28 protein-coding genes are annotated in these 23,359 nt (G+C 46.6%); 6 read left to right on the top strand and 22 right to left on the bottom strand.

The genetic code is table 11. The features are described from left to right. Positions 1-63: 63 nt before the first annotated feature. From ACJHYD_RS02505 to ACJHYD_RS02450, 12 genes are all read right to left on the bottom strand, one after another. Positions 64-2,001: an AAA family ATPase gene (locus tag ACJHYD_RS02505; RefSeq protein ID WP_001403148.1), complete on the bottom strand. Its 1,938-nt coding sequence runs from the start codon at positions 1,999-2,001 to the stop codon at positions 64-66. Continuing rightward, positions 1,988-2,488: an ABC-three component system middle component 5 gene (locus tag ACJHYD_RS02500; protein WP_001610015.1), complete on the bottom strand. Its 501-nt coding sequence runs from the start codon at positions 2,486-2,488 to the stop codon at positions 1,988-1,990. Before ACJHYD_RS02500 ends, ACJHYD_RS02505 begins: the two co-directional genes overlap by 14 nt. Then, positions 2,482-3,045 carry an ABC-three component system protein gene (locus tag ACJHYD_RS02495; RefSeq protein WP_001403150.1) on the bottom strand — a complete coding sequence of 188 codons (564 nt, stop codon included), beginning with the start codon at positions 3,043-3,045 and terminating at the stop codon, positions 2,482-2,484. Before ACJHYD_RS02495 ends, ACJHYD_RS02500 begins: the two co-directional genes overlap by 7 nt. Before the next feature lie 11 nt (positions 3,046-3,056). Beyond that, the gene (locus tag ACJHYD_RS02490) at positions 3,057-3,248 is read right to left on the bottom strand and encodes a hypothetical protein (RefSeq protein ID WP_001403151.1); all 192 of its coding nucleotides are present in this window, start codon (positions 3,246-3,248) and stop codon (positions 3,057-3,059) included. Between the two features lie 501 nt (positions 3,249-3,749). Further along, positions 3,750-6,014 (bottom strand): replication endonuclease, encoded by a 2,265-nt coding sequence (locus ACJHYD_RS02485; protein WP_137484448.1) that lies wholly within the window; start codon positions 6,012-6,014, stop codon positions 3,750-3,752. Beyond that, positions 6,004-6,279 (bottom strand): DUF5405 family protein, encoded by a 276-nt coding sequence (locus tag ACJHYD_RS02480; protein ID WP_000027672.1) that lies wholly within the window; start codon positions 6,277-6,279, stop codon positions 6,004-6,006. Before ACJHYD_RS02480 ends, ACJHYD_RS02485 begins: the two co-directional genes overlap by 11 nt. Further along, entirely contained in the window at positions 6,276-6,500 is a 225-nt protein-coding gene (locus ACJHYD_RS02475) for a TraR/DksA family transcriptional regulator (RefSeq protein WP_001113273.1), read from the bottom strand. The genes ACJHYD_RS02480 and ACJHYD_RS02475 overlap by 4 nt, the downstream gene beginning before the upstream one ends. Next, positions 6,500-6,802, bottom strand: a complete 303-nt coding sequence (locus ACJHYD_RS02470; RefSeq protein WP_001515551.1) for a DUF5405 family protein — start codon at positions 6,800-6,802, stop codon at positions 6,500-6,502. Before ACJHYD_RS02470 ends, ACJHYD_RS02475 begins: the two co-directional genes overlap by 1 nt. Further along, positions 6,802-7,026, bottom strand: coding sequence for a DUF2732 family protein (locus ACJHYD_RS02465; RefSeq protein ID WP_000557703.1), 225 nt, complete (start codon positions 7,024-7,026; stop codon positions 6,802-6,804). The genes ACJHYD_RS02470 and ACJHYD_RS02465 overlap by 1 nt, the downstream gene beginning before the upstream one ends. 63 nt (positions 7,027-7,089) lie before the next feature. Further along, positions 7,090-7,590, bottom strand: a complete 501-nt coding sequence (locus tag ACJHYD_RS02460) for a replication protein B (protein ID WP_137484449.1) — start codon at positions 7,588-7,590, stop codon at positions 7,090-7,092. Further along, a complete protein-coding gene (locus tag ACJHYD_RS02455; protein WP_001005162.1) occupies positions 7,587-7,757 on the bottom strand; it encodes a hypothetical protein in 171 nt (56 codons plus the stop codon). The genes ACJHYD_RS02460 and ACJHYD_RS02455 overlap by 4 nt, the downstream gene beginning before the upstream one ends. Before the next feature lie 10 nt (positions 7,758-7,767). Next, entirely contained in the window at positions 7,768-8,043 is a 276-nt protein-coding gene (locus ACJHYD_RS02450; protein ID WP_000043869.1) for a regulatory phage cox family protein, read from the bottom strand. Positions 8,044-8,157: 114 nt separating this feature from the next. Between ACJHYD_RS02450 and ACJHYD_RS02445 the strand changes: the two genes are divergently transcribed. Both ACJHYD_RS02445 and ACJHYD_RS02440 read left to right on the top strand, forming a co-directional pair. Next, positions 8,158-8,457, top strand: coding sequence for a helix-turn-helix domain-containing protein (locus ACJHYD_RS02445; protein ID WP_001306384.1), 300 nt, complete (start codon positions 8,158-8,160; stop codon positions 8,455-8,457). A 115-nt stretch (positions 8,458-8,572) separates the two neighbouring features. Beyond that, on the top strand, positions 8,573-9,586 hold the full coding sequence (locus ACJHYD_RS02440) for a site-specific integrase (RefSeq protein WP_000985262.1): 1,014 nt from the start codon (positions 8,573-8,575) through the stop codon (positions 9,584-9,586). A 264-nt stretch (positions 9,587-9,850) separates the two neighbouring features. On the opposite strand, the gene yegR is transcribed toward ACJHYD_RS02440, so the two are convergent. After that, entirely contained in the window at positions 9,851-10,168 is a 318-nt protein-coding gene (yegR, locus tag ACJHYD_RS02435) for a protein YegR (protein ID WP_001303579.1), read from the bottom strand. 413 nt (positions 10,169-10,581) lie between these two features. Between yegR and yegS the strand changes: the two genes are divergently transcribed. Then, positions 10,582-11,481 (top strand): lipid kinase YegS, encoded by a 900-nt coding sequence (gene yegS / locus ACJHYD_RS02430; RefSeq protein ID WP_000807371.1) that lies wholly within the window; start codon positions 10,582-10,584, stop codon positions 11,479-11,481. An 81-nt stretch (positions 11,482-11,562) separates the two neighbouring features. Here the strand turns inward: yegS and ACJHYD_RS02425 are convergent, their stop codons facing one another. From ACJHYD_RS02425 to fbaB, 8 genes are all read right to left on the bottom strand, one after another. Further along, entirely contained in the window at positions 11,563-12,336 is a 774-nt protein-coding gene (locus tag ACJHYD_RS02425; protein ID WP_001295426.1) for a DeoR/GlpR family DNA-binding transcription regulator, read from the bottom strand. A gap of 105 nt (positions 12,337-12,441) precedes the next feature. Then, a complete protein-coding gene (gene gatD / locus ACJHYD_RS02420; protein ID WP_001551330.1) occupies positions 12,442-13,482 on the bottom strand; it encodes a galactitol-1-phosphate 5-dehydrogenase in 1,041 nt (346 codons plus the stop codon). A 47-nt stretch (positions 13,483-13,529) separates the two neighbouring features. Next, the gene (locus ACJHYD_RS02415; protein WP_000490663.1) at positions 13,530-14,885 is read right to left on the bottom strand and encodes a PTS galactitol transporter subunit IIC; all 1,356 of its coding nucleotides are present in this window, start codon (positions 14,883-14,885) and stop codon (positions 13,530-13,532) included. A gap of 3 nt (positions 14,886-14,888) precedes the next feature. Continuing rightward, positions 14,889-15,173, bottom strand: a complete 285-nt coding sequence (gene gatB, locus ACJHYD_RS02410; RefSeq protein ID WP_000823282.1) for a PTS galactitol transporter subunit IIB — start codon at positions 15,171-15,173, stop codon at positions 14,889-14,891. A 30-nt stretch (positions 15,174-15,203) separates the two neighbouring features. Beyond that, entirely contained in the window at positions 15,204-15,656 is a 453-nt protein-coding gene (gene gatA / locus ACJHYD_RS02405; RefSeq protein WP_001551331.1) for a PTS galactitol transporter subunit IIA, read from the bottom strand. A 9-nt stretch (positions 15,657-15,665) separates the two neighbouring features. Further along, on the bottom strand, positions 15,666-16,928 hold the full coding sequence (gatZ, locus tag ACJHYD_RS02400) for a tagatose-bisphosphate aldolase subunit GatZ (RefSeq protein WP_001551332.1): 1,263 nt from the start codon (positions 16,926-16,928) through the stop codon (positions 15,666-15,668). 28 nt (positions 16,929-16,956) lie between these two features. Then, positions 16,957-17,811, bottom strand: a complete 855-nt coding sequence (gene gatY, locus ACJHYD_RS02395; RefSeq protein WP_001551333.1) for a tagatose-bisphosphate aldolase subunit GatY — start codon at positions 17,809-17,811, stop codon at positions 16,957-16,959. Positions 17,812-18,041: 230 nt separating this feature from the next. Continuing rightward, positions 18,042-19,094, bottom strand: coding sequence for a class I fructose-bisphosphate aldolase (gene fbaB / locus ACJHYD_RS02390; RefSeq protein WP_000129551.1), 1,053 nt, complete (start codon positions 19,092-19,094; stop codon positions 18,042-18,044). 256 nt (positions 19,095-19,350) lie between these two features. Between fbaB and ACJHYD_RS02385 the strand changes: the two genes are divergently transcribed. Genes ACJHYD_RS02385 through ACJHYD_RS02375 form a run of 3 tightly spaced genes read left to right on the top strand, consistent with a single transcriptional unit; the run spans position 19,351 to position 22,591 of the window. Beyond that, positions 19,351-20,628, top strand: coding sequence for a nucleoside permease (locus ACJHYD_RS02385; RefSeq protein ID WP_001551334.1), 1,278 nt, complete (start codon positions 19,351-19,353; stop codon positions 20,626-20,628). Further along, positions 20,625-21,629, top strand: coding sequence for an ADP-ribosylglycohydrolase family protein (locus tag ACJHYD_RS02380; RefSeq protein ID WP_000846217.1), 1,005 nt, complete (start codon positions 20,625-20,627; stop codon positions 21,627-21,629). Before ACJHYD_RS02385 ends, ACJHYD_RS02380 begins: the two co-directional genes overlap by 4 nt. Then, a complete protein-coding gene (locus tag ACJHYD_RS02375; RefSeq protein WP_001551335.1) occupies positions 21,626-22,591 on the top strand; it encodes a carbohydrate kinase family protein in 966 nt (321 codons plus the stop codon). Before ACJHYD_RS02380 ends, ACJHYD_RS02375 begins: the two co-directional genes overlap by 4 nt. Here the strand turns inward: ACJHYD_RS02375 and ACJHYD_RS02370 are convergent. Next, entirely contained in the window at positions 22,565-23,311 is a 747-nt protein-coding gene (locus tag ACJHYD_RS02370; protein WP_000434044.1) for a GntR family transcriptional regulator, read from the bottom strand. The genes ACJHYD_RS02375 and ACJHYD_RS02370 overlap by 27 nt on opposite strands. Between the last annotated feature and the right edge of the window lie 48 nt (positions 23,312-23,359).

Genomic DNA, 23,359 nt, shown 5'->3' with positions numbered 1-23,359 from the left:
CCCGATTCAAAAACAAGCTGATATAAATGCAAAACCATGCATGGTTATGCATGGTTTTGGTTGTTAGTTCAATAAATCTTTATCAAGAGCGGTATAATTTATCTTTAATGATTTATCATCTGGATTAAAATATCGACCAACAATCAAATCGGTATTTTCATATTCTGGATTAATCTCCGATGTAGCATAAATTATTTGAAAATCATATTGATACGATTGAGTTTCTTGTACTATTATTTTCTGCAGATTGTGACTGCGCTCTTTCTCCATTCCACCATCGTCAATTCCATCAAGCATTAGGAAACGAGGTAATCTCATGTATTTTTTTTCAATACTTGCAGTTAACAATGCTAAATGAAAGAGATGTCTTAATACAACTGCTGAACTTTCTGAAAAATACTTAGACCCATTTACATAAACAGTATTATCGGCAAAGCTAAAATTAACTTTTCTAGGATCAATAAATTCAGTCTGCAATGGAAGATCTTTTTTAAGAAGTCTTTTCATAATGTTTTCTATAGTTTTAGAAATATCCTTCTTCCTATATTCCTCTTTACTCTCCAAAGATTCAATTAAAGAGGACAATCTCTCCTTCTCTGACTGCAGACTATCACGATCTTTTTGCAAATCAGATATTACATCACTAAGTTTTTGTAATTCACAAGCCTGTTTAATTTCTTCTTCAACACGTCCCAGAGCCTTAGTAAGAGTTTCAAACTCTATTTCATAGGCATTTTCCCAAACCTTAGAGACTTCTTCATATTCACGAATTAAATCTCGCACTTTTTGCTTTAAAGCAGGAGATTGGCTCTTAAGCTCTCTCAGTTTTACATAATTATGCTCAAGAAGATCTCTGGATTCTTTTAATTGGATAGAAATCTCATTTTTCATCCTTAATAATTGAGGAGCATCACTACCCTCTGGCGCGTGATTTTTACATAATGAGCACTCATTTTCAGAGGAAATATTCAACTCACTTAAACAACTGGGACAAAATTGAAATTTAACGTTGCTAAAATAGTCTCTGGCAATACTTGATTCATTAAGAGAGCGCAATCTGGATTCTAACTCATTAATGAACATTTCAGAGTCAGCTATCTCCATTTCTAACATATGGATACTGTCAATATTTTTTACTTCTTCTTCCTTCGCTTTATTTAAATTTTTTCGAAGGTTGTTAGTTTTAGTTTTATCAGCATTTTTATCATTAACAGAAGAGTTATTACTCTCTTTGAGAGAGATAAGCTCTCCATTGATCTTTTCTTTCTTCTCTCTTAGCTCTTTTATTTTATCGTCAATAAAACTTACATGCTGCGATTGCCCAGAGCGTCCAAGAACTTTAAATATGCTTTTCAGCTCAACAATTTTTGTCGAAAGTTCAGCATCAACCTGTTTAAGCCTAATCAAAGAGCTATAAAGTTTGTCATCAAATATACCACATAAATAATCACCAATAGTCTCTCGTGTTAGAGCTCTATCAAAATTATCGTTCCTAAATATAGGACTATGAAGAGATGGCTGATCTGCATATAATACACGTAGGATTTGATGCATTGTTAAAATTGAAGCACCCTCTCCTTGAGCTAGAGGCATATCCAAAGCATTTAGAATTACCTGAGAAAAACTCAGTGATTTTTCTGAACGCTTAAAAGGATAAGTTTGCCACTGACTCGGTGATGAGTTAAGAGCTTTATCCATCGAGCCCCAAAAAATACTCAACGGCCGCATGGATTCTGAACTTATCTCCCGCTTAAAACAGGCAAGATTATTATTCAAAAGCACTTCAACCATGGTAAATGAACATAAAAGAGCTGTTGGTTTCAAGCTAATATTTTCAGCACCAAGTGAAAATGCTAAAAGATCCATAACAGTAGTTTTGCCAGAGCTATTTCGCCCCCTTATTACATTTACCCCTTTATGGAAAACACAGCTAAATGCTTCATGCCCAGCTTGGAAAACTTTTAATTTACTAACAAAAAAAGATGGATTAAGAATAGTCATATCTAAACTCCATTAACTTCGTTCTATCTTTTAAACCATCTTTTCCAACCAAATGGAATTTAGATAGTGTATCTATGATAAATGTATTAATAGTTTTATTCGTATTAATAAAATTATTAATAGAAAGTAATAAGCCATCTGGAACAGACTTATCTGTTCTCTTTATAATGTTTTTCTCAAGACAATCCATCTCAACCAACCCAGTAGCTGCAAGACATCTTATTGCTGCCATTTGAATTTCATACATATCTCTGAATGTAGATCTAACATTAATAGGATCCCGATATATATTAGAATACTTCTTCGCTTCTTTCTTCATTGAAGAATAATTATGAGGCATTCTAATTTCAGATACCAAAGCAGGAAATAGCAGATAGAAGTCCAAAATTCTGGCCTTATCTACCTCAATTTCATTTACATGGTCTATAAGAGCAATCATTCTGAATAAACAATGATATGCATCATATGCTGGATGGTAAATTAGCATTTATCCCACCTTATATGGCAATTGCCACCCAGAAAAAATAGTAATCCCAAGAGATCTTTTGCTGTTAGCTCTAGCAAGTTCTCTCCCAAAGACGAATATAATTCATCAATTATTGAAGCGATTTTCTCATCAACAATCACTCTGGAGCTATCCGCTTCTATAAGTGGTGTTACTTTCGTTATAAAATCAAAATGAATTTGATCTAAAATTATTACAAATATTCTTTGTGCAGTTTTTGACGTCTGGCGACGCATTATGGCTTTTGTCGCTTTTTCCTTCATCTGCTTAGCTAAAAACAACAAATCTTTTCTATTACTCTCGAGTAATTTAGCGTCTAACCCCCGAACATCAATATCAGGCTGAAGGGACATATAATGCTCTAGTTCAGCACAAAACCCCGGAACCGCTTCCCCTATATCACCTCTCTTCAAACACTCATAAAGTTTCTGTATCTCCCGGTTAGTTCCTTTAACAGGATAATTGAATATATGATTAGTCTGATCACCAGAAATTATGTTGCCATTTGTTACGGTATTTCCTGACTGTTCGATAGACACACCAACACCTCTTAATGTGACCTATCCTGATTACCGCCAACAATACTTCCATTTGTAACACTGTTACCAGTTTGAGTAACTGTATGATTGTTTGAGTTCACGCTGGAATTACCAATTTGCTTTCTAGATGAAAACACGACACGAATCGACCAACCCGCTCCCAGTCCGACAAAGAAAGTGATGATATGTGTAATCCACTCCATTCTAGTATCCTTAGCATAAATTTTTGTACTCTTATAATAAATCGAATACTTTCTATCTACAACTAAGGAACATCAACTAGTTATGTAATGCAAATCACATACTCTCGATGTAACCACTGACAGACAAAACACAGATACTGCCGTTATAATTGCCAATGTTACTATTTAAACAATAATTCGTAGGATTCTATTGCTTTGCTTAGTGGTATAGGACCACTGACAGCACGAATGATATACCCGATCCTAATTACAACGAATTAAACTAAGGCTCGCATATAACTCTATCATTCTCTATTTCTCAGCAACCTCAAAAACTGTATAAAAACACAGTACCACATAACCACCAAAACAGGGAAGCAAAAAATTAAAGCCCTATTAACTGAATACTCTTGGTAACACTAATCGGTTTACGATCTAAAAAATACAAAAGCCGAGAATTGATTCAACACTTTGTTTTTTATATAAAAAGATACATTTTAGTACATTTAATACACTATTTGATTAAAAACAAAACTGCTTATCAACAAGCTGATATGTGAATTTTTTTTCGCCATATACCAATGTCGCTCCACGCGCCAGCGCCTCAAGTTCCCATCGCTGCGGCCTGATACCGTTCTGAGCAAGGTCAACGCGGATACGGGTGATTTGCATTCGTTCCGACCTGGTCAGTCTAGCTGATGGCGCTATTTCATGCGGTTTTAACGGGCTTCCGTTTCTTGGCTGACAATGTGGTGTTCTCAGTCCGTGTTTTAATGCGCCCCTGAGCGCCCTCACGACCTCCGGTTCATTCCATTCAATAACACCGTCATCAACCAGATTAAGCACTGCGGCGGCGTGCTCAGAAGGTGTGGGAGCCGGTAACGAAGTATCACCACCGGTGAGCTTTCCACAGTTATTGACAGGACTCCGAGGCGCGGCGATGCCGCTTTTTAAAGTCAAAGGCTCAACGACCGGCACTTTCGGCACAATGCGCCAGTCCGTCGTTCTGGTGATATGAATATGACGCGCGCCGAGATGCGGCGCGTAAATGCCGACCACTCTCTCGACTTCTTCCTCGTACTCGTTAACGTCATCCGACGGGCTACGGGCAACCCTGACAGTCTGACAATCGCGCGGGACATTTGCCCCGCCCTGCGCGCTGATATACAACGCAAAATCACCACTGTCTGCGGCGGCGCGTGCAGCCTCGACGCGTTCGTCAAACTCATCAGCAATGCTGACGCCGCGAGGCAATTTGCGTAGTTCACGGTAAGCCCCCATTGTCGGCAGGCCAACCGTTTTAAATTGCGGGATGCGCCACGTTGACGCCCATGCGGTAACAGCCGCCGCTGTGTCTTTCAGCGGCCTGCCGGTATCGTTATCGAGCTGACCATCCAGTGCATAGCCGTCGATGTTTTTTGAAATGTATTTCGCGATATATCCCGCAGCACCGCCCCGGTTAAGGTGTTTTGCCTGAAAACGGTTTCGCGCAGCTCCTCTTTCGTCTCCATCCTCTTTGAGCGCGTAGCGACGCATGATTTCGATAATCTGGTTACGCTGGCGTGGATTACAAAAAAGCATCATATGCCAGTGCGGCGTTCCGTCGTGGTGTGGCTCGACGACACGCAAACCGTAGACCTGTAAATCATTATCCTTGAATGCCGTGCGCATCAGGCTCCAGATGCGGCAGAGATAACGCTGCGCATCCTTTGGATTAAATGCCTCATCGTTCCAGCCGTGATTAAGCTGAACGGTTTTACTTTCGCCTTTTCTGACCTGACGTGTCGGGTGATACTTTGACGGCGCGGTCAGCGTGATAAACATCCCCACATCACCCTCTGCGGCGGCGTAACGCTCAATACCGGCAATGGTGTTCATCAGCTCCATCCGGCGAATTTCAGGATTAGAAATACTGCCCATCACCTTACTGATAAGGTCGATGCGCTCGCCGGTTTCCCTGTTTTCAAGGTCACACGATTTAAGAAACTCCAGATTTGCCTGGCGGCGTGCACGCACATCACGAATGGCATGTTTACTGGCATAAGGAGAACGGTCTTTATTGACCTCCCCGACAGCAATCAGTAACGCCTCATGCCAGCGCATACGCTGGCCTTTAAGCTGATGAGTCCACCACTCATCGTTAAACAGACGGGCAATGGCAGAATATGCCTGCCTCGTGGTCATCTGCCCTTTACGGTATTTTTTCCAGTAGAGCGGGGAAATATTGAAAGCACGTGCAGCGCCAGCAACATGACCATAGAGGTGAGCCTGCGCCTCATCCGTAAACAGCGATTCTTTTTCGCCATGCGCATCCACCCAGGCATCGCTGAGTTCCTCATACATCATGAAAAGCTGCGATGAGATACGGGCAGCAAACTTTTTTAGCTCCTTATCATTCATTCCTGGCAGGCGCGCATAGTGGTCACGCTCTGCCAGAAACAGCAACGACGCGTCGGTGTTCATTTCATGGCGCTGATTCACACGCTCAATACGCGGCCATAAACGACGCTGAAAAGTGGATGTGAGGAAATAAAACCCGTGTACCGGACTTTTATTGCTCCGGATGTAGTCATAGCGTGAAGTAAACAGCGAGCGCAAAAAGTAAGGCAGGCGGTTAATCGTGGATAAAACACCTTGCACCTGACGCATCTCGTCACGTGTAAGAGGTCTTTCTCGCCCGACGGCCTCGCGTGGCGCGTTCCATGCATAAGCACCGGTAAACGTCTCACCGGTGCCTGCGGCAAATGCTGACGGAGGGACAAAACGCCCGGAGGCTTTAACGGCCATATGAGCCAAAAGCCTCTGAACAACGCTTGCTGAGTTGCTCAACCTGCGCGTTTAAATCAGCAAAAGACTTTGCGCTTCCGGTCAGAATATCGTGATGCATCAGGCCGGAAACGAGCTGGCTTAATTTCGGGTAATAACCAACCACCGACAGCCATTCCTGACCGGCGTTTTTACCGCTTTCCGCTCTCTTTTTCTCGTGGAGAATAAACTGAAAGCTGTCACTGGTAACGACATAACGTTCGCCAATTTCAATACGAATACTCATGCCGTTCTCCGGTAATGTTTGTTTTTTGCTTCAAAGACTGACTGACAGGAAACACAACGCGTGGCTGACGGATAAGCCGCACGACGGGCAGCAGGTATTGGCGCATCACACTCTTCGCAAACCAGCGAAGAAACACCGCAATGTTTTACCCTTGCCGCGTTAATCTGGCGCTCCAGTAATTCAGCCTGTTGTTCCTGAATAAAATCTACGTTGTCCGGCATTACCAGTTCCTTTTGTCGTTCAGTTTTTTAAATTCATCAGCGCAATAGCTGGCGATTTCTGTCGTTAATTTCGTCAGTTCATCCACGGAGGAGATTTGCTTGTGAAACACAGCGCGTTTAACAAGTAAATTGACCACATCAGACAGGAGGTTTAATTCGTTCTGATAAATCGCGATAACAGACTCAGTTATTTCGCGTTTTTCTTTATCAAGACCAAGTTGAATAAGAGACAAATCGCCATTTTTCATAACGGCGATTTTTAAGGCGTTATTCAGTAATACAACTGAACGAGAACAGGACATCAAAGCACCTCCCCGCGAGACAATCCGATATTGTGAAATTTTTCCGACTCCTGACTGAGCAGCTCGACTATCTCCACGCGGGATAACTCCGCCTTTGTGATGTGGCGAATCATGGCATCAAGATGAGAAGAAAAGCGCGTCGCAGCGTCGGCCTGTGCTTCGGTTCTGGCCTGTTGCAGCAGTAATGCGTATTTACCGCACTGATTTTCAGAAACTGTATGCATAACTTTCTCCAGGCAAAAAGAAGCCCCGCACGATTAAGTGCGTTAAAAACTCTGGTTAATTACTTAATGCAGATATTGCTCTGGTTTTACCGACGTCAGAATTGTCGGTGCATACTCAAACAGGCTGAATAATTCACGTAATGCACGGAATAAAGCATCACGCCAGTAACATGACTCTTCATTAATTCGCCAGTATGGCTGGTTGAATTCTTTTTCAGTCAATCCGGCATGCATAAATAAAGTACGACGCTGACTGACTGTTAAAAAACTAATATATGCATACTCACTTGCGCCAACCTGACGGCGTTTTGAGAATGCCTCACGCAATTCATCAATTGCACATACCAGTCGTTCACGTTCGACATCATTCATTTCTTCAAAACGCATCGTTGCGTGACGCTGTTTTAACTGCGCATGGAAGCAAACCGTTAGCCGTTCACGTTCCATCATCTGATTATAATAATCGCATGTCTCCTGCCAGCGAGGGACGGCCAGATGCTTACCAATTATCCGGCGCATAGCTGCTGGCTGTTTTTCAACAAGATTGAGCGTCATCACTGTCATTTCCAGACCCTCCGACTTTTCAGAAAGGTCAGAGCCTTCTTTAACGGACTCTGTTTTTTGGTGCGGATAATGATTCCCTTGCGTCCCTTACCGTGGGTAATGGTGAAGTCAATCGCCCTGGGGCTTTCGTTACGCAGTAACTGAGCAATACAACGAGGCTCATTCATACGGTTCTCCTTAACGTGGTTCACCGAGACCTAACCACATCAACCAGCCGTCACGAATCTCTTTAGGGCGGCTTTCATAAGCCAGTTTTAGTCCGTTATTCCATGCCGGAAGGTATACCCAATATTCACCTGCACGACCTGAAGCTGATTGTGGATCGGTCATATCAATTACAGGCAGCTTTCCTTTATCGATCATCCGACGAACCGCTCCTGTCGATTTTCCTATTAGTTTTGCGAACTCCTGATAAGGAATCGCATCAGTCATGAGTGTTACTTGCTTGCTCATGTCGTCCTCCAGCCCTCATGAATTGCGTTTAATGCCTTATAATGCCTTTTAGTGCCCACATCCAAGCACTAAACAATCTATATCTAAACTAAATACTATTGAGATCTAAACACTATGTCAAACACGATAAGCGAGAAGATAGTCTTAATGCGAAAATCTGAGTATTTGAGCAGACAACAACTTGCTGATTTAACAGGGGTTCCGTATGGCACGCTGAGTTACTATGAAAGTGGTCGTTCAACACCTCCAACAGATGTCATGATGAACATCCTGCAGACCCCACAATTCACCAAATACACTTTATGGTTCATGACAAATCAGATCGCTCCTGAGTCCGGGCAAATTGCGCCCGCTCTCGCACACTTTGGGCAAAACGAAACAACGTCGCCCCACTCCGGTCAAAAGACTGGTTAACAATTCATCGTGAATATATTCATCACAAGTGCCTACTATTGGTGGCTAAATTTCAGCCACCACGAAAAAAACGATTAGTAGTCGCAAAAAAACACACCACTCGGAGGGTTTTCTGATGGCAATCAAAAAACTCGATGATGGTCGATATGAAGTGGACATCCGCCCTACTGGACGTAATGGAAAACGCATCCGTAGGAAGTTTGATAAGAAAAGCGAAGCTGTCGCTTTCGAGAAATACACGTTGTACAACCACCACAATAAAGAATGGCTATCAAAACCAACAGACAAGCGACGTCTGTCGGAGCTGACACAGATCTGGTGGGATTTAAAGGGTAAACACGAAGAGCATGGGAAATCTAATCTTGGAAAAATTGAAATCTTCACAAAAATAACGAATGACCCATGCGCATTTCAAATTACGAAATCGCTTATCAGCCAATACTGCGCCACCCGAAGAAGTCAGGGTATTAAACCTTCGAGTATCAATCGTGATTTAACATGTATTAGCGGCATGTTTACAGCCCTGATTGAAGCGGAGTTATACTTTGGTGAGCACCCTATCAGAGGGACAAAAAGGCTTAAGGAGGAAAAACCAGACACAGGCTATCTCACGCAGGAAGAAATTGCCTTACTGCTCGCAGCTCTTGACGGCGACAACAAAAAGATTGCGATTCTTTGCCTGAGTACTGGAGCACGTTGGGGAGAAGCAGCTCGTTTGAAAGCAGAAAATATCATTCATAACCGCGTCACGTTTGTTAAAACGAAAACAAACAAACCACGCACCGTCCCGATCTCAGAGGCTGTTGCCAAAATGATCGCGGATAACAAACGAGGTTTTTTATTCCCTGATGCTGATTACCCTCGCTTCAGACGAACAATGAAAGCAATAAAACCGGATTTGCCAATGGGGCAAGCCACACATGCACTAAGGCACAGCTTTGCCACTCATTTCATGATTAATGGAGGAAGTATTATCACGCTACAACGGATACTAGGTCACACGCGGATTGAGCAAACTATGGTTTACGCTCATTTTGCTCCAGAGTACCTTCAGGACGCCATTTCTCTTAATCCGCTGAGAGGTGGTACTGAGGCCGAGAGTGTCCACACAGTGTCCACAGTAGAGTAACGTTTAAGGGCTTTCAGTGGTCATTTATGCCGCTCAAACCCGCATTGTACCGTTGAAAGCCCCTACTGATGACACCCTAAATCTCCCTTACACGGGCTTATTTTTTACGCGTAAGCCCTATCCCTGGTCACCGTCTTCCATTGACCACATCGATAGAATCTCCCTTCATAGCACGATGCCTTTCACGTAACGGCATCGTGCTCGCACAGGTTCCGGCTAAGCACAACCAGAACGCGCATGTTTGACGCTTACCAAAAAATATTCTCACTCTCCACATTTGAATGTCAGACGAGCGACGCCATGTAATCCTGCACCTTCTGTCTTCAGGTCAACTATCTGCATTTTTTTGCCCTGAGTAACACAGAAATGAGCTGCATCATTTTTTACTATATTTTCTGCACCAGAAATTCTGCCCCTGGCTAAAGAAGCTTCGGCTTCGGTGTAGTATTGGTTATCGAGTTTACGCTGAATATTACTTTTATATGCAAGACCAAATTTACCGATACTTGTCTCATCATTATGCACAGCACACCCAGACATAAGAAAAACACTAATTAATGATATAGCAGCTATCTTTTTCATCTTACCTTCCCCCATTAAATACCAACGACACGCTTTGGTGTTAAAATATAATAATGGCATGATTATTATAATTGAATAGGATTATAATAAATGTTCTGTACAACATTTCCTACATAAGTAGGAATTACATACACGGATGCCCTTCCGGATAACCCCATGGGGGGTTAATATATTTTTAATAGTATATTGAAGATGCCACTGTTTAGTTGAATATTAGGTATATGCTCTTTTTTGAAATTTACCGGTGGCTACCGTTAACATTCACTGTCCCCATTGCAAGCTCCTGGTGGTAACCACTGAATCCTCTATACTTGAACTGACTTTTTATCCTCCGACTTTCATCCTGTTCTGACTCCACCTTTTCTTTTCTGCTCTACACTATCTACAGACCAATCATAAAGGCACATACGATCATGGCAGAATTTCCCGCCAGCTTACTGATTCTTAATGGCAAAAGTACTGACAATTTACCATTGCGCGAAGCAATTATGCTGTTGCGTGAGGAAGGAATGACGATCCATGTGCGGGTCACCTGGGAGAAAGGCGATGCCGCACGATATGTAGAGGAGGCCCGGAAGTTGGGCGTCGCAACGGTGATTGCCGGTGGTGGCGATGGCACCATTAATGAAGTTTCTACGGCGTTGATTCAGTGTGAGGGGGATGACATACCCGCGCTAGGAATTTTGCCATTAGGAACCGCCAATGATTTTGCCACCAGTGTAAGGATTCCTGAGGCACTGGATAAGGCGCTGAAACTGGCAATTGCCGGTGACGCCATTGCGATAGATATGGCGCAGGTCAACAAACAAACCTGTTTTATTAATATGGCGACAGGCGGATTTGGGACGCGTATTACCACAGAAACGCCGGAAAAATTAAAAGCCGCGCTGGGTGGCGTCTCTTACATCATTCATGGCTTAATGCGCATGGATACTCTGCAACCGGACCGTTGTGAGATCCGCGGTGAAAACTTTCACTGGCAAGGTGACGCCCTGGTCATTGGTATTGGTAACGGGCGTCAGGCCGGTGGCGGTCAGCAATTGTGCCCGAACGCGTTAATTAACGATGGCTTGCTGCAACTGCGCATTTTTACCGGCGATGAAATTCTTCCGGCTCTCGTATCAACATTAAAATCTGACGAAGATAACCCGAATATTATCGAAGGCGCTTCGTCGTGGTTTGATATACAAGCCCCACACGAAATCACTTTTAATCTTGATGGCGAACCGTTGAGCGGACAAAACTTTCATATTGAAATACTTCCGGCGGCGTTGCGTTGTCGATTACCACCAGATTGCCCATTGTTGCGTTAATCACACTATTCTCTCTTGAACCAGGGAGAATCCGTAATGCCGGATGCGGTGTAAAAACTTTATCCGGCATACAGAGCAATACTACACCGTAATTAATTTCACCCGTGTCTTCTGCAATGCCAGTTTATCCACCTCTGACACGGCATCATCGGTAATAATAATGTCAATTTTTTCGATTGGCAGTACCTGATTAAAACCGCGACGATTAAATTTCGATGAATCGAGAACGGCAATCACTTTATTTGCGGCTGTAACCATCGCCCCGCTAATCGAATAACCTTCATTAAAGGTCGTAATACCATTAACCGCATCAATACCATCAGCACCGACAAACATTAAATCGGCATTAATATCCTGCAATGAACGCTCGGCAATGGAACCATGCATCGAGCGTGTTTTATGGCGGACGGTCCCACCACAGACGACCAGAGTAATGTCTTTATTTTCGGAAAGGGCAAATGCTGCCGGGAGACTGTTGGTAATCACCGTGATATTTTTGGCGGTCATTAATCCTTCGGCGATAAGCATTGTCGTACTTCCGCTGTCGAGAATAACGGTCATCCCTTCGTGGATCATTTTGACTGCCGCCTGCGCTATTCTGTTTTTTGGCGCGCTGGCGAGCTGAAATCGCTCTTTAAACCCAACTTCCTGGGTCTCGGTTTCACTATTACCGGACATTATTTTCGCCGCACCGCCATGAAAGCGCGTAACCACGCCTTTTTGTTCGAGAAAGCGCAAATCGGCACGGATTGTCGCTTCCGAGGCAGCAAATACTCCCGCCAGATCCTGAACAAGCACGGTTCCCTGTTCATTCACTAATTGGATGATCTTATTCCTTCGCTCGAATGAATTCATCGTCATTTACCCATATTCAATTGTGGCTAGTGTAAACGAAGGGGGACCATTGGTGAATGATCTGTTTTGCACAATACCGGGCCAGCATCACGCTGGCCCGCGGTTTCAGGGAATGAGCAACACTTTGCCCGGCATAGCATTACGAGCGATGTCACGCACCGCCTGGGCGAAGCTTTCAAAGCTTCCACGGTGAGCGATTAATGGCTCCAGGCTTAACTTACGTTCTGTCAGCAACCGGCTCGCCGTTTCCCACTCCTGCCCCGGCCAAGGGCTGGAGTAGTTCATCCAGCTGCCGATAACCGTCAGCTCTTTACGTAATATTTTGCCAAACGTTGTCGATGTTAAATGCAGATCCTGATGCAACATGCCCACCAGCGCCAGCTGGGCATGAGGCCCGGCAATCTCTACCGCCAGTTCGACGGTTTTCGGGACACCAGCCGTCTCGAGGATAAGCTGATTAAAGCGCAGCTCGCGTAAAACGCCCTGCATTTGCGGCGCGCTCATTTCAAGGCTGTTAAATGTTTGCATCGCACCGAAAAATTTTGCCAGTGCCAGTTTTTCTGAGCTAATGTCGATAGCCGTCACACTCTTTGCTCCCAGCGCGACAGCGCACTGAATAGCCAGCAGGCCAATGGTTCCGGCACCAATAATAATAACGTTTTTATTCTCACAACCTTGCGCTAAATGAAAAGCATGCAGGCCAACGGTAATCGGCTCAATAAAAGCCCCATCCTCAATAGGCATATCCGTGGGTAGAGCAAAGACATTTTTTCGCTTAACGACAATATATTCAGCAAATCCACCATCACGCCGCGAGCCAATAAAATCATATTTTGCGCACTGGGAATAAAACCCTTTCAAACACTCTGGACAAGTAAAACAGGGTAATAACGGCACACAGGCAACCGCATCGCCAGGATGTAAATCATCAACACCGGATCCCACAGCATCAATATAGCCGCTAAATTCATGGCCTAACGTTATTGGATAATAATGTGCACCATTTTTAAAAATTCTGGGTAAATCGGAACCACATAATCCCGAGCTGGCAATTTTGACCCGCACCTCATCCTGATGTTTAATTTCAGGAATGACGCTTTCTGCAACGCGCACGATACCATCAGTATCATTCACCACTGATTTCATAAAAACTCCTGATTGTTAAGGGGGATTACCTCCCCCTCAGGTAAAAATTATTCTGCGAGAACGGCTTTCTCTTGTTTAATAAAACCACGCGCTCTACGCCAGGTCATGAAAATACCGGTCAGATAAATTGCGCCGATAATAATGAAACCGGGAATATTTTGCGGGGAGAAAACCTGAATCAGTAACCAGGTAATGGGAGAACCGCCCTGATCCATTGAAGCCACCATACCCCCGGCTTTTAACGCCCCAGCATTAGCCGCCAGTTGGGTGTGCAAACCAATAGTTTGCGTCGCGATCCACAGGGTGATGCTCATAATGATGACACCCGAGATTAAGGTGCGGAACAGATTTCCACGATGCACGGCAACCGCCATCGCCACGAAGAAGCCGATAGTTGCAAGATCGCCAAACGGCAGCACCTGATTACCCGGAACACAAACAGCAATTAAAATGGTGAGAGGGATAAAAATCAGGCTTGCCGATACCACCGCCGTATGCCCCAGCAGCAACGCCGGATCAAGGCCAATCAGGAACTCCTGACCGCCGAACTTCGCCTGTAAACGACTACGGGCCTGCTTAGCGATAGGCGTTAAACCATCCATGATGGGTTTAATCACTCTTGGCATCAGCAGCATAACTGCCGCCGTTTTTACCGCCAGCTGCAATACACCTTTGACATCGTAACCCGCGAGGATGCCGATAATCAGCCCCATCACAAAACCCACGGTGACAGGCTCGCCAAACGGACCAAATTTGCGCTGAATATCGTCGGCGCTAAATTTAATACGGTTAACGCCTGGGATTTTCTCGATGATAGCATCCACCAGCACCGCAATTGGCCCCAGATACGCCGACGTACCGTGCGGAATAGCAATGCCTTCCAGCTCAAAGAAATTTCGGGTATCGCGGGCAAACCAGTCGCCGAGCTTATAAACAAACGCCGCGTGAATTACCACACCCGCCATCCCTATCATCCATGAACCGGTTGCCAGATGCAGCAATGCGCCGGTGAAGGTCATATGCCAGATATTCCAGATATCAACATTTACCACCCGCGTCATACGGGTCAGTAGCATCGCCACGTTAACCAGAATCGCAATCGGAATCGCCACCAGCGCAATTTGCGACGCCCAGGTCATTGGTGAAGAGCCCGGCCAACCGACATCGACCACATGCAGATTCAGGTCGAAATTTTCCGCCATCGCTTTCGCCGCCGGACCAATGGAATCCAGCATTAAGCCAATCACAAGGCCAATGCCAACAAAGCCAATCCCGATATGCAGACCCGCTTTAAAGCAATCGCCTGCCTTCATGCCTAATATTTTAGAAAAAATAATGATGACAATCGGCAGCATCACCGTAGGGCCGAGGTCGAGAATATAACGCATGACTTCTGAAAACATAGGTCACCCCTGTAAGATAGTCAGAATTTTATTTTGTAATGCTTCGATACCGACACCAGAAACAAAAGGCATGCCGTGAACTAACGGAATATCGCCAAAACTACGGTCAACTTTGGCGGTAGTACATATCAAATGCACACCATCCATATAGGTTTCTATTTCATTAACCCGACACTGGATTAATTCAACAGGAATATTATGACTCTGACACAACTCTTTAATTTCTTCCGCCGCCATCGTAGAGGTCGCAACCGCGCCTCCGCAAGCGACAATAATCTTGCGTTTCATAAATAGTCCTTTTTATTGTTACAGAGGGATTTATTCGTCTGAATCTAAAACATACTTTGTGAAGTATTCCTTTAACTGGGTTTCAGGAAGAGTGATTAGTGTCTCGACGATATCGGGCTGTTGTAACTTGCCAAATAAACAGCGTAAAAGTTTCAATTGCTGCTGCGGATTTTCCACAATCAACGCGATAACCAACGATACCGCCACGTCCTTATCATCATCCGCTTGCTGAAAATGAACTTTATTTGTTGGCCTTAACAGATAAATGGCTGACGACTTAGCATGAATCGCCTCACAATGCGGTATTGCGATGGCGTGCTGCTCAAGCATTATCCCGGTAGGGAATTCTGCTTCTCTGGCAATTAATGCCTGTGGCCAGGTATCATGAACCACACCTTTCGCGAGCATCTCATTACCGATATGGGTTAAAACTTCGCTACGATCGACAAAAGAAATTCCGCTACGAACAAACAGGTTAGTCATATACCGTCCTTATTCCGCACAGCCGTAGCGATAGGCGCGCAAAACATCATAAATTTTATCCATAATCAGCTGATGCGGTATTGCTGATAATTCCCCGGACTGAATGCGTTCAAATTGTTTGGGGAGATACTGACTAATCATGCCCAGTGGGATGTCCACGCCTTGCAGATTCAACATCATCGTTTCGACGCTATTTTTAATCCGACTATGCGGCCAGTAATAACGAATACGATCCGACAGGCTGTAACGAATATCCAGTAATGAATCGTTAAAACCCGTACGATAATATTTTTTCCAGTATTGCGGTTCGTCGAGCATCACTTCTTCAATTACAGCCAGGCAACCGCTGCGATTTTCGGGGGCGATAATTTCCTGCTCAATTTGTGCTAACGCAAATATCGCCTCACGTAGAGCAAAGGTTAATGCTGGCCCGACTTTCAAAATTGCAAAGTGATCGCGGACTAATTCCCAATAAGCCGTCCGGGTCTGGTAATCGGTAGAATGTGCTTCATAAACCATTCGGGTGTTTTCTATCCATTGCGCCAGCGCCTGCGCTTCTTGCGGCTGATAATGGATAATATTGCTGTGATCAAATTCCACACCCGGCTGCACCACGATGGCAATCACGCGTGTTAACGCCTCTGTCAGCCCACGAGCAATAAAGGCCTTTTGATGCGTACGTAAAGTATTGGCGGCATCTTCAACCCGGGTAATGTGTACTGACTGAATGGCGCTGGCCTCACCGCCCGGAACCGGCACTTCGGTGCCAATGACATAGCTCAGTTGCTCACGCTGGCAATCTGTCGCCACACTTTCCGCAGCAAAGCAAAGCACAGCAGCTCGTTCCGCAACCGTTTCTGGTGCTAACGGTATGGGATCCCCCGCGCAGGATATTGACGCATCAAGATGAATTTTACTGAAGCCAGCACGAACATATGCCTTTACCAGCTCGACGGATTTTTCCATCGCCGCATTCGCATTTTCTTGCTGCCAGCAGTTTGGCCCCAGATGATCGCCGCCGAGAATAATGCGCTCGCGCGCAAATCCCACTTTATCGGCAATCGTAAAAACAAATTCGCGAAAGTCTGCCGGTGTCATTCCGGTATAACCGCCAAATTGATTGACCTGGTTTGACGTTGCTTCAATCAGCACTTTGCGCGTGCTGTTGCGATCAAATGCCAGCGCCGCTTCGATAACCAACGGATGGGCAGAACAGACTGAGCATATGCCGATATGTTCACCAGCTTTATGCCGGGCAATTAACGTTTTCATGTTTTTTCCTTGTTAAATGGCAGGTGCGTTATGCCCTGCCCTCGCAGCCACAATCGGCAATCACTTTGCTCACCACATCGCGCATTGCGGATTTAGCCGACTGCAAATAATCCCGGGGATCGGTCGCTTCGGGGTGCTCGGTCAGGTAATTTTTCAACGCCTGCGAGAAGGCATTTTTCAGCTCCGTTGCAACGTTGATTTTGCATATCCCCAGTTTGATGGTTTGCTGAATATCCTTAGTCGATAACCCTGACGCGCCATGCAGCACCAGCGGTAAGTTCACCCACTGGCGAATGTTCTCCAGCCGAGAAAAATCAAGCGCCGGTGCGCTGGCATACATACCATGAGCCGTGCCGATGGCGACCGCCAGGGAATCAATTCCGGTTGCCTCGGCAAATTCACGCGCCTGAATGGGGTTGGTGTACAACGCATCGGCTTCATTGACTTGCACATCATCTTCCTGGCCGCCAAGTTGCCCCAGCTCCGCTTCGACGCTGACATCAAAGCCATGGCAAAAATCCACCACCTCTTTGACCCGTGAAATATTTTGCGCAAAAGGCAAATGCGAGGCGTCAATCATGACTGAGCGCACGCCAGAACGAACCTTCTGAGCGATATCGTCAAATTTCGTGTGATGGTCGAGATGAATCGCCAGTGGATGGTGATATTGCTTCGCCATCGCGCTGACCAGCGCCAACAAATTTTCTGTACCTGCATGAGTAAATGTGCCGGGCGTTCCGGCGATGATGACCGGCGCATGCATGCTGGCAGCGGTTTCTACCACCACTTGCATCGTTTCGAGATTGTGAATATTGAATGCCGGAACCGCATAACCGCCGCGCTGCGCGTTGTTCAGCATCTGCTTTGTCGATACCACGTACATTTTCATATCCTGTCGTTTGCTTTCGATTTCAAAATATAATGAAATTATTTGTTTTTAAATGTCGAGATAACGATCACAAAAACGACAATATGAAAATTGTTCGAGGAGTGAAAGGCAAAAAAAACGGCCTCCCGATAGGGAAGCCGTAGCAAAGTGCGCGTTATTTTATGCCGGATGCAGTGTAAACGCCTTATCCGTCATACGTGGCAGTGCTGGTCGTACAAAGCACATCAGGCGATAGTAATTTTGCTATCGAGATAAACGTCCTGCACGGCGTTAATCAGTTTCACGCCGTCAGCCATCGATTTCTTGAACGCCTTACGTCCAAGAATCAGCCCCATTCCGCCTGCGCGTTTGTTGATAACCGCAGTACGCACTGCATCGCTGAGGTCAGTTTCACCGCCTGCAGCACCGCCGGAGTTTATCAACCCTGCGCGGCCCATATAGCAGTTAGCTAACTGATAACGCACCAGATCAATCGGGTTTTCGCTGGTCAACTTGCTGTACACGCGATCGTCGGTATAACCGTAATTAATCGCTTTATAGCCGCCGTTATTTTCCGCCATTTTTTGTTTAACGATATCTGCACCTATGGTCGCCGCCAGATGGTTTGCCTGACCGGTCAGGTCGGCGGAAACATGGTAATCAACGCCATCTTTCTTAAAGGCGGAGTTACGCAAATAGGCCCACAGCACTGTCACCATGCCCAGCTCGTGCGCACGTTCAAAAGCCGCAGAAATTTCTTCAATCTGGCGACGTGACTCTTCCGAACCAAAATAGATAGTCGCACCAACCGCCACCGCGCCCATGTTGAAGGCCTGCTCCACGCTGGCATACAGCGTTTGATCGTAGGTATTCGGGTAACTTAGCGTCTCGTTGTGATTAAGTTTGACGAGGAATGGAATGCGATGCGCGTAACGCCGCGATACCGATGCCAGCACGCCGTAAGTTGACGCCACACAGTTACAGCCCGCTTCGATCGCCAGTTCAACAATGTTTTTCGGGTCAAAGTAGAGCGGGTTAGCAGCAAATGAAGCTCCAGCAGAGTGCTCAACGCCCTGGTCAACCGGCAGAATAGAAAGATATCCTGTGCCAGCCAGACGCCCGGTGTTGTACAACGTCTGCATATTACGTAACACCGCTGGCGGGCGATTATTGTCAATCATCACGCGGTCTACGTAATCATGCCCGGGGAGATAAAGCTGGTCAGAAGGAATAGTCATACAACGGTGCTGTAAAAGGTTGTCGGCGTCTTTGCCAAGCAACTGCGCAATATCTGTCATTACTATGCTCCCGTAAATTCCGATTGGATATCGGCTATGGATTGTCCTGGCCCGCCTTTTGCGGGCAATCATAATCCTGGTCGTTACAGGCGAGTTTTTCCATCTTTTGGATGTTTTTTCAGCGTTTTCTGTTGGCTCGATTCATCAGAAAAAATGTTACCGCGGTCAAGTTTTCACCGCAAAGGTATTTAAAAGGTATTATTAAATGGTATTGTCATCGCGTACCTTACATTACCTGTCATGAAGGAATTAAAAGATGAAAACAACAGCAAAGCTGTCGTTCATGATGTTTGTTGAATGGTTTATCTGGGGCGCGTGGTTTGTGCCATTGTGGTTGTGGTTAAGTAAAAGCGGTTTTAGTGCCGGAGAAATTGGCTGGTCGTATGCCTGTACCGCCATTGCGGCGATCCTGTCGCCAATTCTGGTTGGCTCCATCACTGACCGCTTTTTCTCGGCGCAGAAAGTGCTGGCGGTATTGATGTTCGCTGGTGCGGCGCTGATGTATTTCGCTGCGCAACAGACCACTTTTGCCGGGTTCTTCCCGTTACTGCTGGCCTACTCGCTAACCTATATGCCGACCATTGCGCTGACTAACAGTATCGCTTTTGCCAACGTGCCGGATGTGGAGCGTGATTTCCCACGCATTCGTGTGATGGGCACTATCGGCTGGATTGCCTCCGGTCTGGCATGTGGATTTTTGCCGCAAATGCTGGGTTATGCCGATATCTCTCCGACTAACATCCCGCTACTGATTACCGCCGGAAGTTCTGCTCTGCTCGGTGTGTTTGCGTTTTTCCTGCCCGACACGCCGCCAAAAAGCACCGGCAAAATGGACATTAAAGTCATGCTCGGCCTGGATGCGCTGATCCTGCTGCGCGATAAAAACTTCCTCGTCTTTTTCTTCTGTTCATTCCTGTTTGCGATGCCACTGGCGTTCTATTACATCTTTGCCAACGGTTATCTGACCGAAGTTGGCATGAAAAACGCCACTGGCTGGATGACGCTCGGCCAGTTCTCTGAAATCTTCTTTATGCTGGCATTGCCGTTTTTTACCAAACGCTTTGGTATCAAAAAGGTATTATTACTTGGTCTGGTCACCGCTGCGATCCGCTATGGCTTCTTTATTTACGGTAGTGCGGATGAATATTTCACCTACGCGTTACTGTTCCTCGGCATTTTGCTTCACGGCGTAAGTTACGATTTTTACTACGTTACCGCTTACATCTATGTCGATAAAAAAGCCCCCGTGCATATGCGTACCGCCGCGCAGGGGCTGATCACGCTCTGCTGCCAGGGCTTCGGCAGTTTGCTCGGCTATCGTCTTGGCGGTGTGATGATGGAAAAGATGTTCGCTTATCAGGAACCGGTAAACGGACTGACTTTCAACTGGGCCGGGATGTGGACTTTTGGCGCGGTGATGATTGCCATTATCGCCGTGCTGTTCATGATTTTTTTCCGCGAATCCGACAACGAAATTACGGCTATCAAGGTCGATGATCGCGATATTACGTTGACACAAGGGGAAGTTAAATGAAAACAGAACGTATTCTCGGTGCTCTTTATGGGCAGGCGTTAGGGGATGCGATGGGGATGCCCTCCGAGCTTTGGCCGCGCAGTCGCGTCAAAGCGCACTTTGGCTGGATTGACCGTTTTCTGCCTGGGCCAAAGGAGAATAACGCAGCCTGTTATTTTAACCGCGCCGAATTCACCGACGATACCTCGATGGCGCTGTGTCTGGCGGATGCGTTACTGGAACGTGAAGGCAAGATCGATCCGGATCTGATTGGGCGTAATATTCTCGACTGGGCGCTGCGTTTCGACGCCTTTAACAAAAACGTACTAGGTCCGACCTCGAAGATTGCGCTTAACGCCATTCGCGACGGTAAACCCGTTGCTGAACTGGAAAATAACGGCGTGACCAACGGCGCAGCGATGCGCGTCTCGCCATTAGGTTGTTTGCTTCCGGCGCGTGATGTTGATTCCTTTATTGATGATGTGGCGCTGGCCTCCAGCCCGACACATAAATCCGATCTGGCGGTTGCGGGGGCGGTAGTCATCGCATGGGCGATTTCTCGTGCCATTGACGGAGAAAGCTGGTCAGCGATTGTTGATTCACTACCCTCGATTGCGCGACATGCTCAACAAAAACGCATCACTACCTTCAGCGCCTCACTGGCAGCACGTCTGGAGATTGCGCTGAAAATTGTGCGCAATGCCGACGGCACCGAATCCGCCAGCGAACAGCTTTACCAGGTCGTTGGCGCAGGTACCAGCACTATTGAGTCCGTTCCGTGCGCCATTGCGCTGGTTGAACTGGCACAAACCGACCCGAACCGTTGCGCCGTCCTGTGCGCTAACCTTGGCGGCGACACAGACACCATCGGTGCTATGGCGACAGCAATTTGTGGCGCGTTGCATGGCGTTAACGCTATCGATCCTGCGTTAAAGGCGGAACTGGATGCGGTAAATCAGCTTGATTTCAACCGCTATGCCACAGCGCTGGCGAAATATCGTCAACAACGGGAGGCGGTATGAGCGGCGCTCGATTACACACGCTGCTGCCTGAATTAGCCACGCGTCAGCCAGTTATGGTGATTGGCGCGGCGGTCATTGATGTGATCGCCGACGCTTATGCCCTCCCCTGGCGTGGGTGCGATATCGAACTGAAACAGCAGAGCGTTAACGTTGGCGGCTGCGCACTGAATATTGCCGTGGCGTTAAAGCGCCTCGGCATCGAAGCGGGTAATGCCTTGCCGCTCGGTCAGGGGGTTTGGGCGGAGATTATTCGCAACCGGATGGCAAAAGAGGGCTTAATCAGCCTGATCGATAACGCCGAAGGTGATAACGGCTGGTGTCTGGCGCTGGTTGAGCCGGATGGCGAACGCACTTTTATGTCATTCAGCGGTGTGGAAAATCAGTGGAATCGCCAGTGGCTGGCGCGATTAACCGTTGCGCCTGGCAGCCTGCTCTATTTTTCCGGTTATCAACTGGCCTCGCCCTGCGGCGAATTATTAGTGGAATGGCTGGAAAAGCTGCAAGACGTGACGCCGTTTATCGATTTTGGCCCACGTATTGGCGATATCCCGGATGCATTGCTGGCGCGGATCATGGCCTGTCGACCTTTAGTGTCACTCAATCGTCAGGAGGCTGAGATTGCCGCCGAACGTTTTGCTTTATCCGCAGAGATAACAACACTTGGCAAGCAATGGCAGGAGAAATTTGCCGCGCCGTTGATCATTCGTCTCGATAAAGAGGGCGCATGGTATTTCAGCAACGACGCTTCTGGCTGCATTCCGGCATTTCCAACGCAAGTTGTAGACACCATTGGGGCGGGCGACAGTCATGCAGGTGGCGTACTTGCCGGGCTAGCCTCTGGTCTGCCACTGGCGGATGCCGTATTACTGGGCAATGCAGTGGCGTCGTGGGTTGTCGGGCATCGGGGCGGTGATTGTGCGCCAACGCGCGAGGAACTACTCCTCGCACACAAAAACGTATAGATCGCTGCGACAGTGGCTGATGCTGTACTCAATAGGCCGTTGCTGTTGGTCAAGCGCCACTTGCTTGATCACCAGCACCGGTATTTTGCTATCTAACTGAATATGTGACTGAAACTCGGCATCCGGCATCCGGGCGCTAACGCGGGAACGCGTACGTTGTGGGTAAATGTGCTGGCTGCGGAAGTAGTCATAAAGAGAAATTCCGATGGCATCAACATCATGAATTAAATGCGCAGGAACCCACGATTCCTCAATTGATACCGCTTCTTCATCGACATAGCGAATACGCTTAAGCAAAAAGACATTACTTCCTGCTTCGACCGCTAGCTGCTGCGCGACTTCTTCGGGACATTTCACGACACGCTTGTTAACCCATAGTGTATCGGGCTTTTTCCCGCGCAATACCACCTGCTGAGAAAAACCTCGCGCTTCTTTCAACGAGTATTCGAAGATGTTGTTGATCTGCGTACCGTAACCACGCGAACGCGTCACCACGCCCTCTTCTTCCAGCGCCTGCATCGCCTTGCGCACCGTAATGCGCGAAACGCCGGTTAACTGACTTAAATCACGCTCACCGGGCAAAATATTGCCATGCTCCAGCACCCCGCTGCGCACGGCATTTTTTACCGTTTCGGCAAACTTAATATAAAGCGGCGTGTTATCCGCCGCTAAAATACGTTCGTTCAGTTGGGCAATCAGCTGGGTATGCGCTTGTTCCATTTGTCTTTTTCCTGCCAGGGAGTCTGGTGGGAGTATATCACTGCTTCT

It is taken from the genome of Escherichia sp. WS1368 (genome assembly GCF_046487485.1).
Lineage (GTDB): Bacteria > Pseudomonadota > Gammaproteobacteria > Enterobacterales > Enterobacteriaceae > Escherichia > Escherichia coli.
Note: the sequence above shows the minus strand (reverse complement) of the source record. Positions and strands in the feature narration are given on the sequence as shown.

What these genes read in the sequence shown, in the direction of transcription:
- ACJHYD_RS02505 (WP_001403148.1), bottom strand. Translation starts at nt 2,001, where the DNA reads ATGACTATTCTTAATCCATCTTTTTTTGTTAGTAAATTAAAAGTTTTC.
- ACJHYD_RS02500 (WP_001610015.1), bottom strand. Translation starts at nt 2,488, where the DNA reads ATGCTAATTTACCATCCAGCATATGATGCATATCATTGTTTATTCAGA.
- ACJHYD_RS02490 (WP_001403151.1), bottom strand. Translation starts at nt 3,248, where the DNA reads ATGGAGTGGATTACACATATCATCACTTTCTTTGTCGGACTGGGAGCG.
- ACJHYD_RS02485 (WP_137484448.1), bottom strand. Translation starts at nt 6,014, where the DNA reads ATGGCCGTTAAAGCCTCCGGGCGTTTTGTCCCTCCGTCAGCATTTGCC.
- ACJHYD_RS02480 (WP_000027672.1), bottom strand. Translation starts at nt 6,279, where the DNA reads ATGAGTATTCGTATTGAAATTGGCGAACGTTATGTCGTTACCAGTGAC.
- ACJHYD_RS02475 (WP_001113273.1), bottom strand. Translation starts at nt 6,500, where the DNA reads ATGCCGGACAACGTAGATTTTATTCAGGAACAACAGGCTGAATTACTG.
- ACJHYD_RS02470 (WP_001515551.1), bottom strand. Translation starts at nt 6,802, where the DNA reads ATGTCCTGTTCTCGTTCAGTTGTATTACTGAATAACGCCTTAAAAATC.
- ACJHYD_RS02465 (WP_000557703.1), bottom strand. Translation starts at nt 7,026, where the DNA reads ATGCATACAGTTTCTGAAAATCAGTGCGGTAAATACGCATTACTGCTG.
- ACJHYD_RS02460 (WP_137484449.1), bottom strand. Translation starts at nt 7,590, where the DNA reads ATGACAGTGATGACGCTCAATCTTGTTGAAAAACAGCCAGCAGCTATG.
- ACJHYD_RS02455 (WP_001005162.1), bottom strand. Translation starts at nt 7,757, where the DNA reads ATGAATGAGCCTCGTTGTATTGCTCAGTTACTGCGTAACGAAAGCCCC.
- ACJHYD_RS02450 (WP_000043869.1), bottom strand. Translation starts at nt 8,043, where the DNA reads ATGAGCAAGCAAGTAACACTCATGACTGATGCGATTCCTTATCAGGAG.
- ACJHYD_RS02445 (WP_001306384.1), top strand. Translation starts at nt 8,158, where the DNA reads ATGTCAAACACGATAAGCGAGAAGATAGTCTTAATGCGAAAATCTGAG.
- ACJHYD_RS02440 (WP_000985262.1), top strand. Translation starts at nt 8,573, where the DNA reads ATGGCAATCAAAAAACTCGATGATGGTCGATATGAAGTGGACATCCGC.
- yegR (WP_001303579.1), bottom strand. Translation starts at nt 10,168, where the DNA reads ATGAAAAAGATAGCTGCTATATCATTAATTAGTGTTTTTCTTATGTCT.
- yegS (WP_000807371.1), top strand. Translation starts at nt 10,582, where the DNA reads ATGGCAGAATTTCCCGCCAGCTTACTGATTCTTAATGGCAAAAGTACT.
- ACJHYD_RS02425 (WP_001295426.1), bottom strand. Translation starts at nt 12,336, where the DNA reads ATGAATTCATTCGAGCGAAGGAATAAGATCATCCAATTAGTGAATGAA.
- gatD (WP_001551330.1), bottom strand. Translation starts at nt 13,482, where the DNA reads ATGAAATCAGTGGTGAATGATACTGATGGTATCGTGCGCGTTGCAGAA.
- ACJHYD_RS02415 (WP_000490663.1), bottom strand. Translation starts at nt 14,885, where the DNA reads ATGTTTTCAGAAGTCATGCGTTATATTCTCGACCTCGGCCCTACGGTG.
- gatB (WP_000823282.1), bottom strand. Translation starts at nt 15,173, where the DNA reads ATGAAACGCAAGATTATTGTCGCTTGCGGAGGCGCGGTTGCGACCTCT.
- gatA (WP_001551331.1), bottom strand. Translation starts at nt 15,656, where the DNA reads ATGACTAACCTGTTTGTTCGTAGCGGAATTTCTTTTGTCGATCGTAGC.
- gatZ (WP_001551332.1), bottom strand. Translation starts at nt 16,928, where the DNA reads ATGAAAACGTTAATTGCCCGGCATAAAGCTGGTGAACATATCGGCATA.
- gatY (WP_001551333.1), bottom strand. Translation starts at nt 17,811, where the DNA reads ATGTACGTGGTATCGACAAAGCAGATGCTGAACAACGCGCAGCGCGGC.
- fbaB (WP_000129551.1), bottom strand. Translation starts at nt 19,094, where the DNA reads ATGACAGATATTGCGCAGTTGCTTGGCAAAGACGCCGACAACCTTTTA.
- ACJHYD_RS02385 (WP_001551334.1), top strand. Translation starts at nt 19,351, where the DNA reads ATGAAAACAACAGCAAAGCTGTCGTTCATGATGTTTGTTGAATGGTTT.
- ACJHYD_RS02380 (WP_000846217.1), top strand. Translation starts at nt 20,625, where the DNA reads ATGAAAACAGAACGTATTCTCGGTGCTCTTTATGGGCAGGCGTTAGGG.
- ACJHYD_RS02375 (WP_001551335.1), top strand. Translation starts at nt 21,626, where the DNA reads ATGAGCGGCGCTCGATTACACACGCTGCTGCCTGAATTAGCCACGCGT.
- ACJHYD_RS02370 (WP_000434044.1), bottom strand. Translation starts at nt 23,311, where the DNA reads ATGGAACAAGCGCATACCCAGCTGATTGCCCAACTGAACGAACGTATT.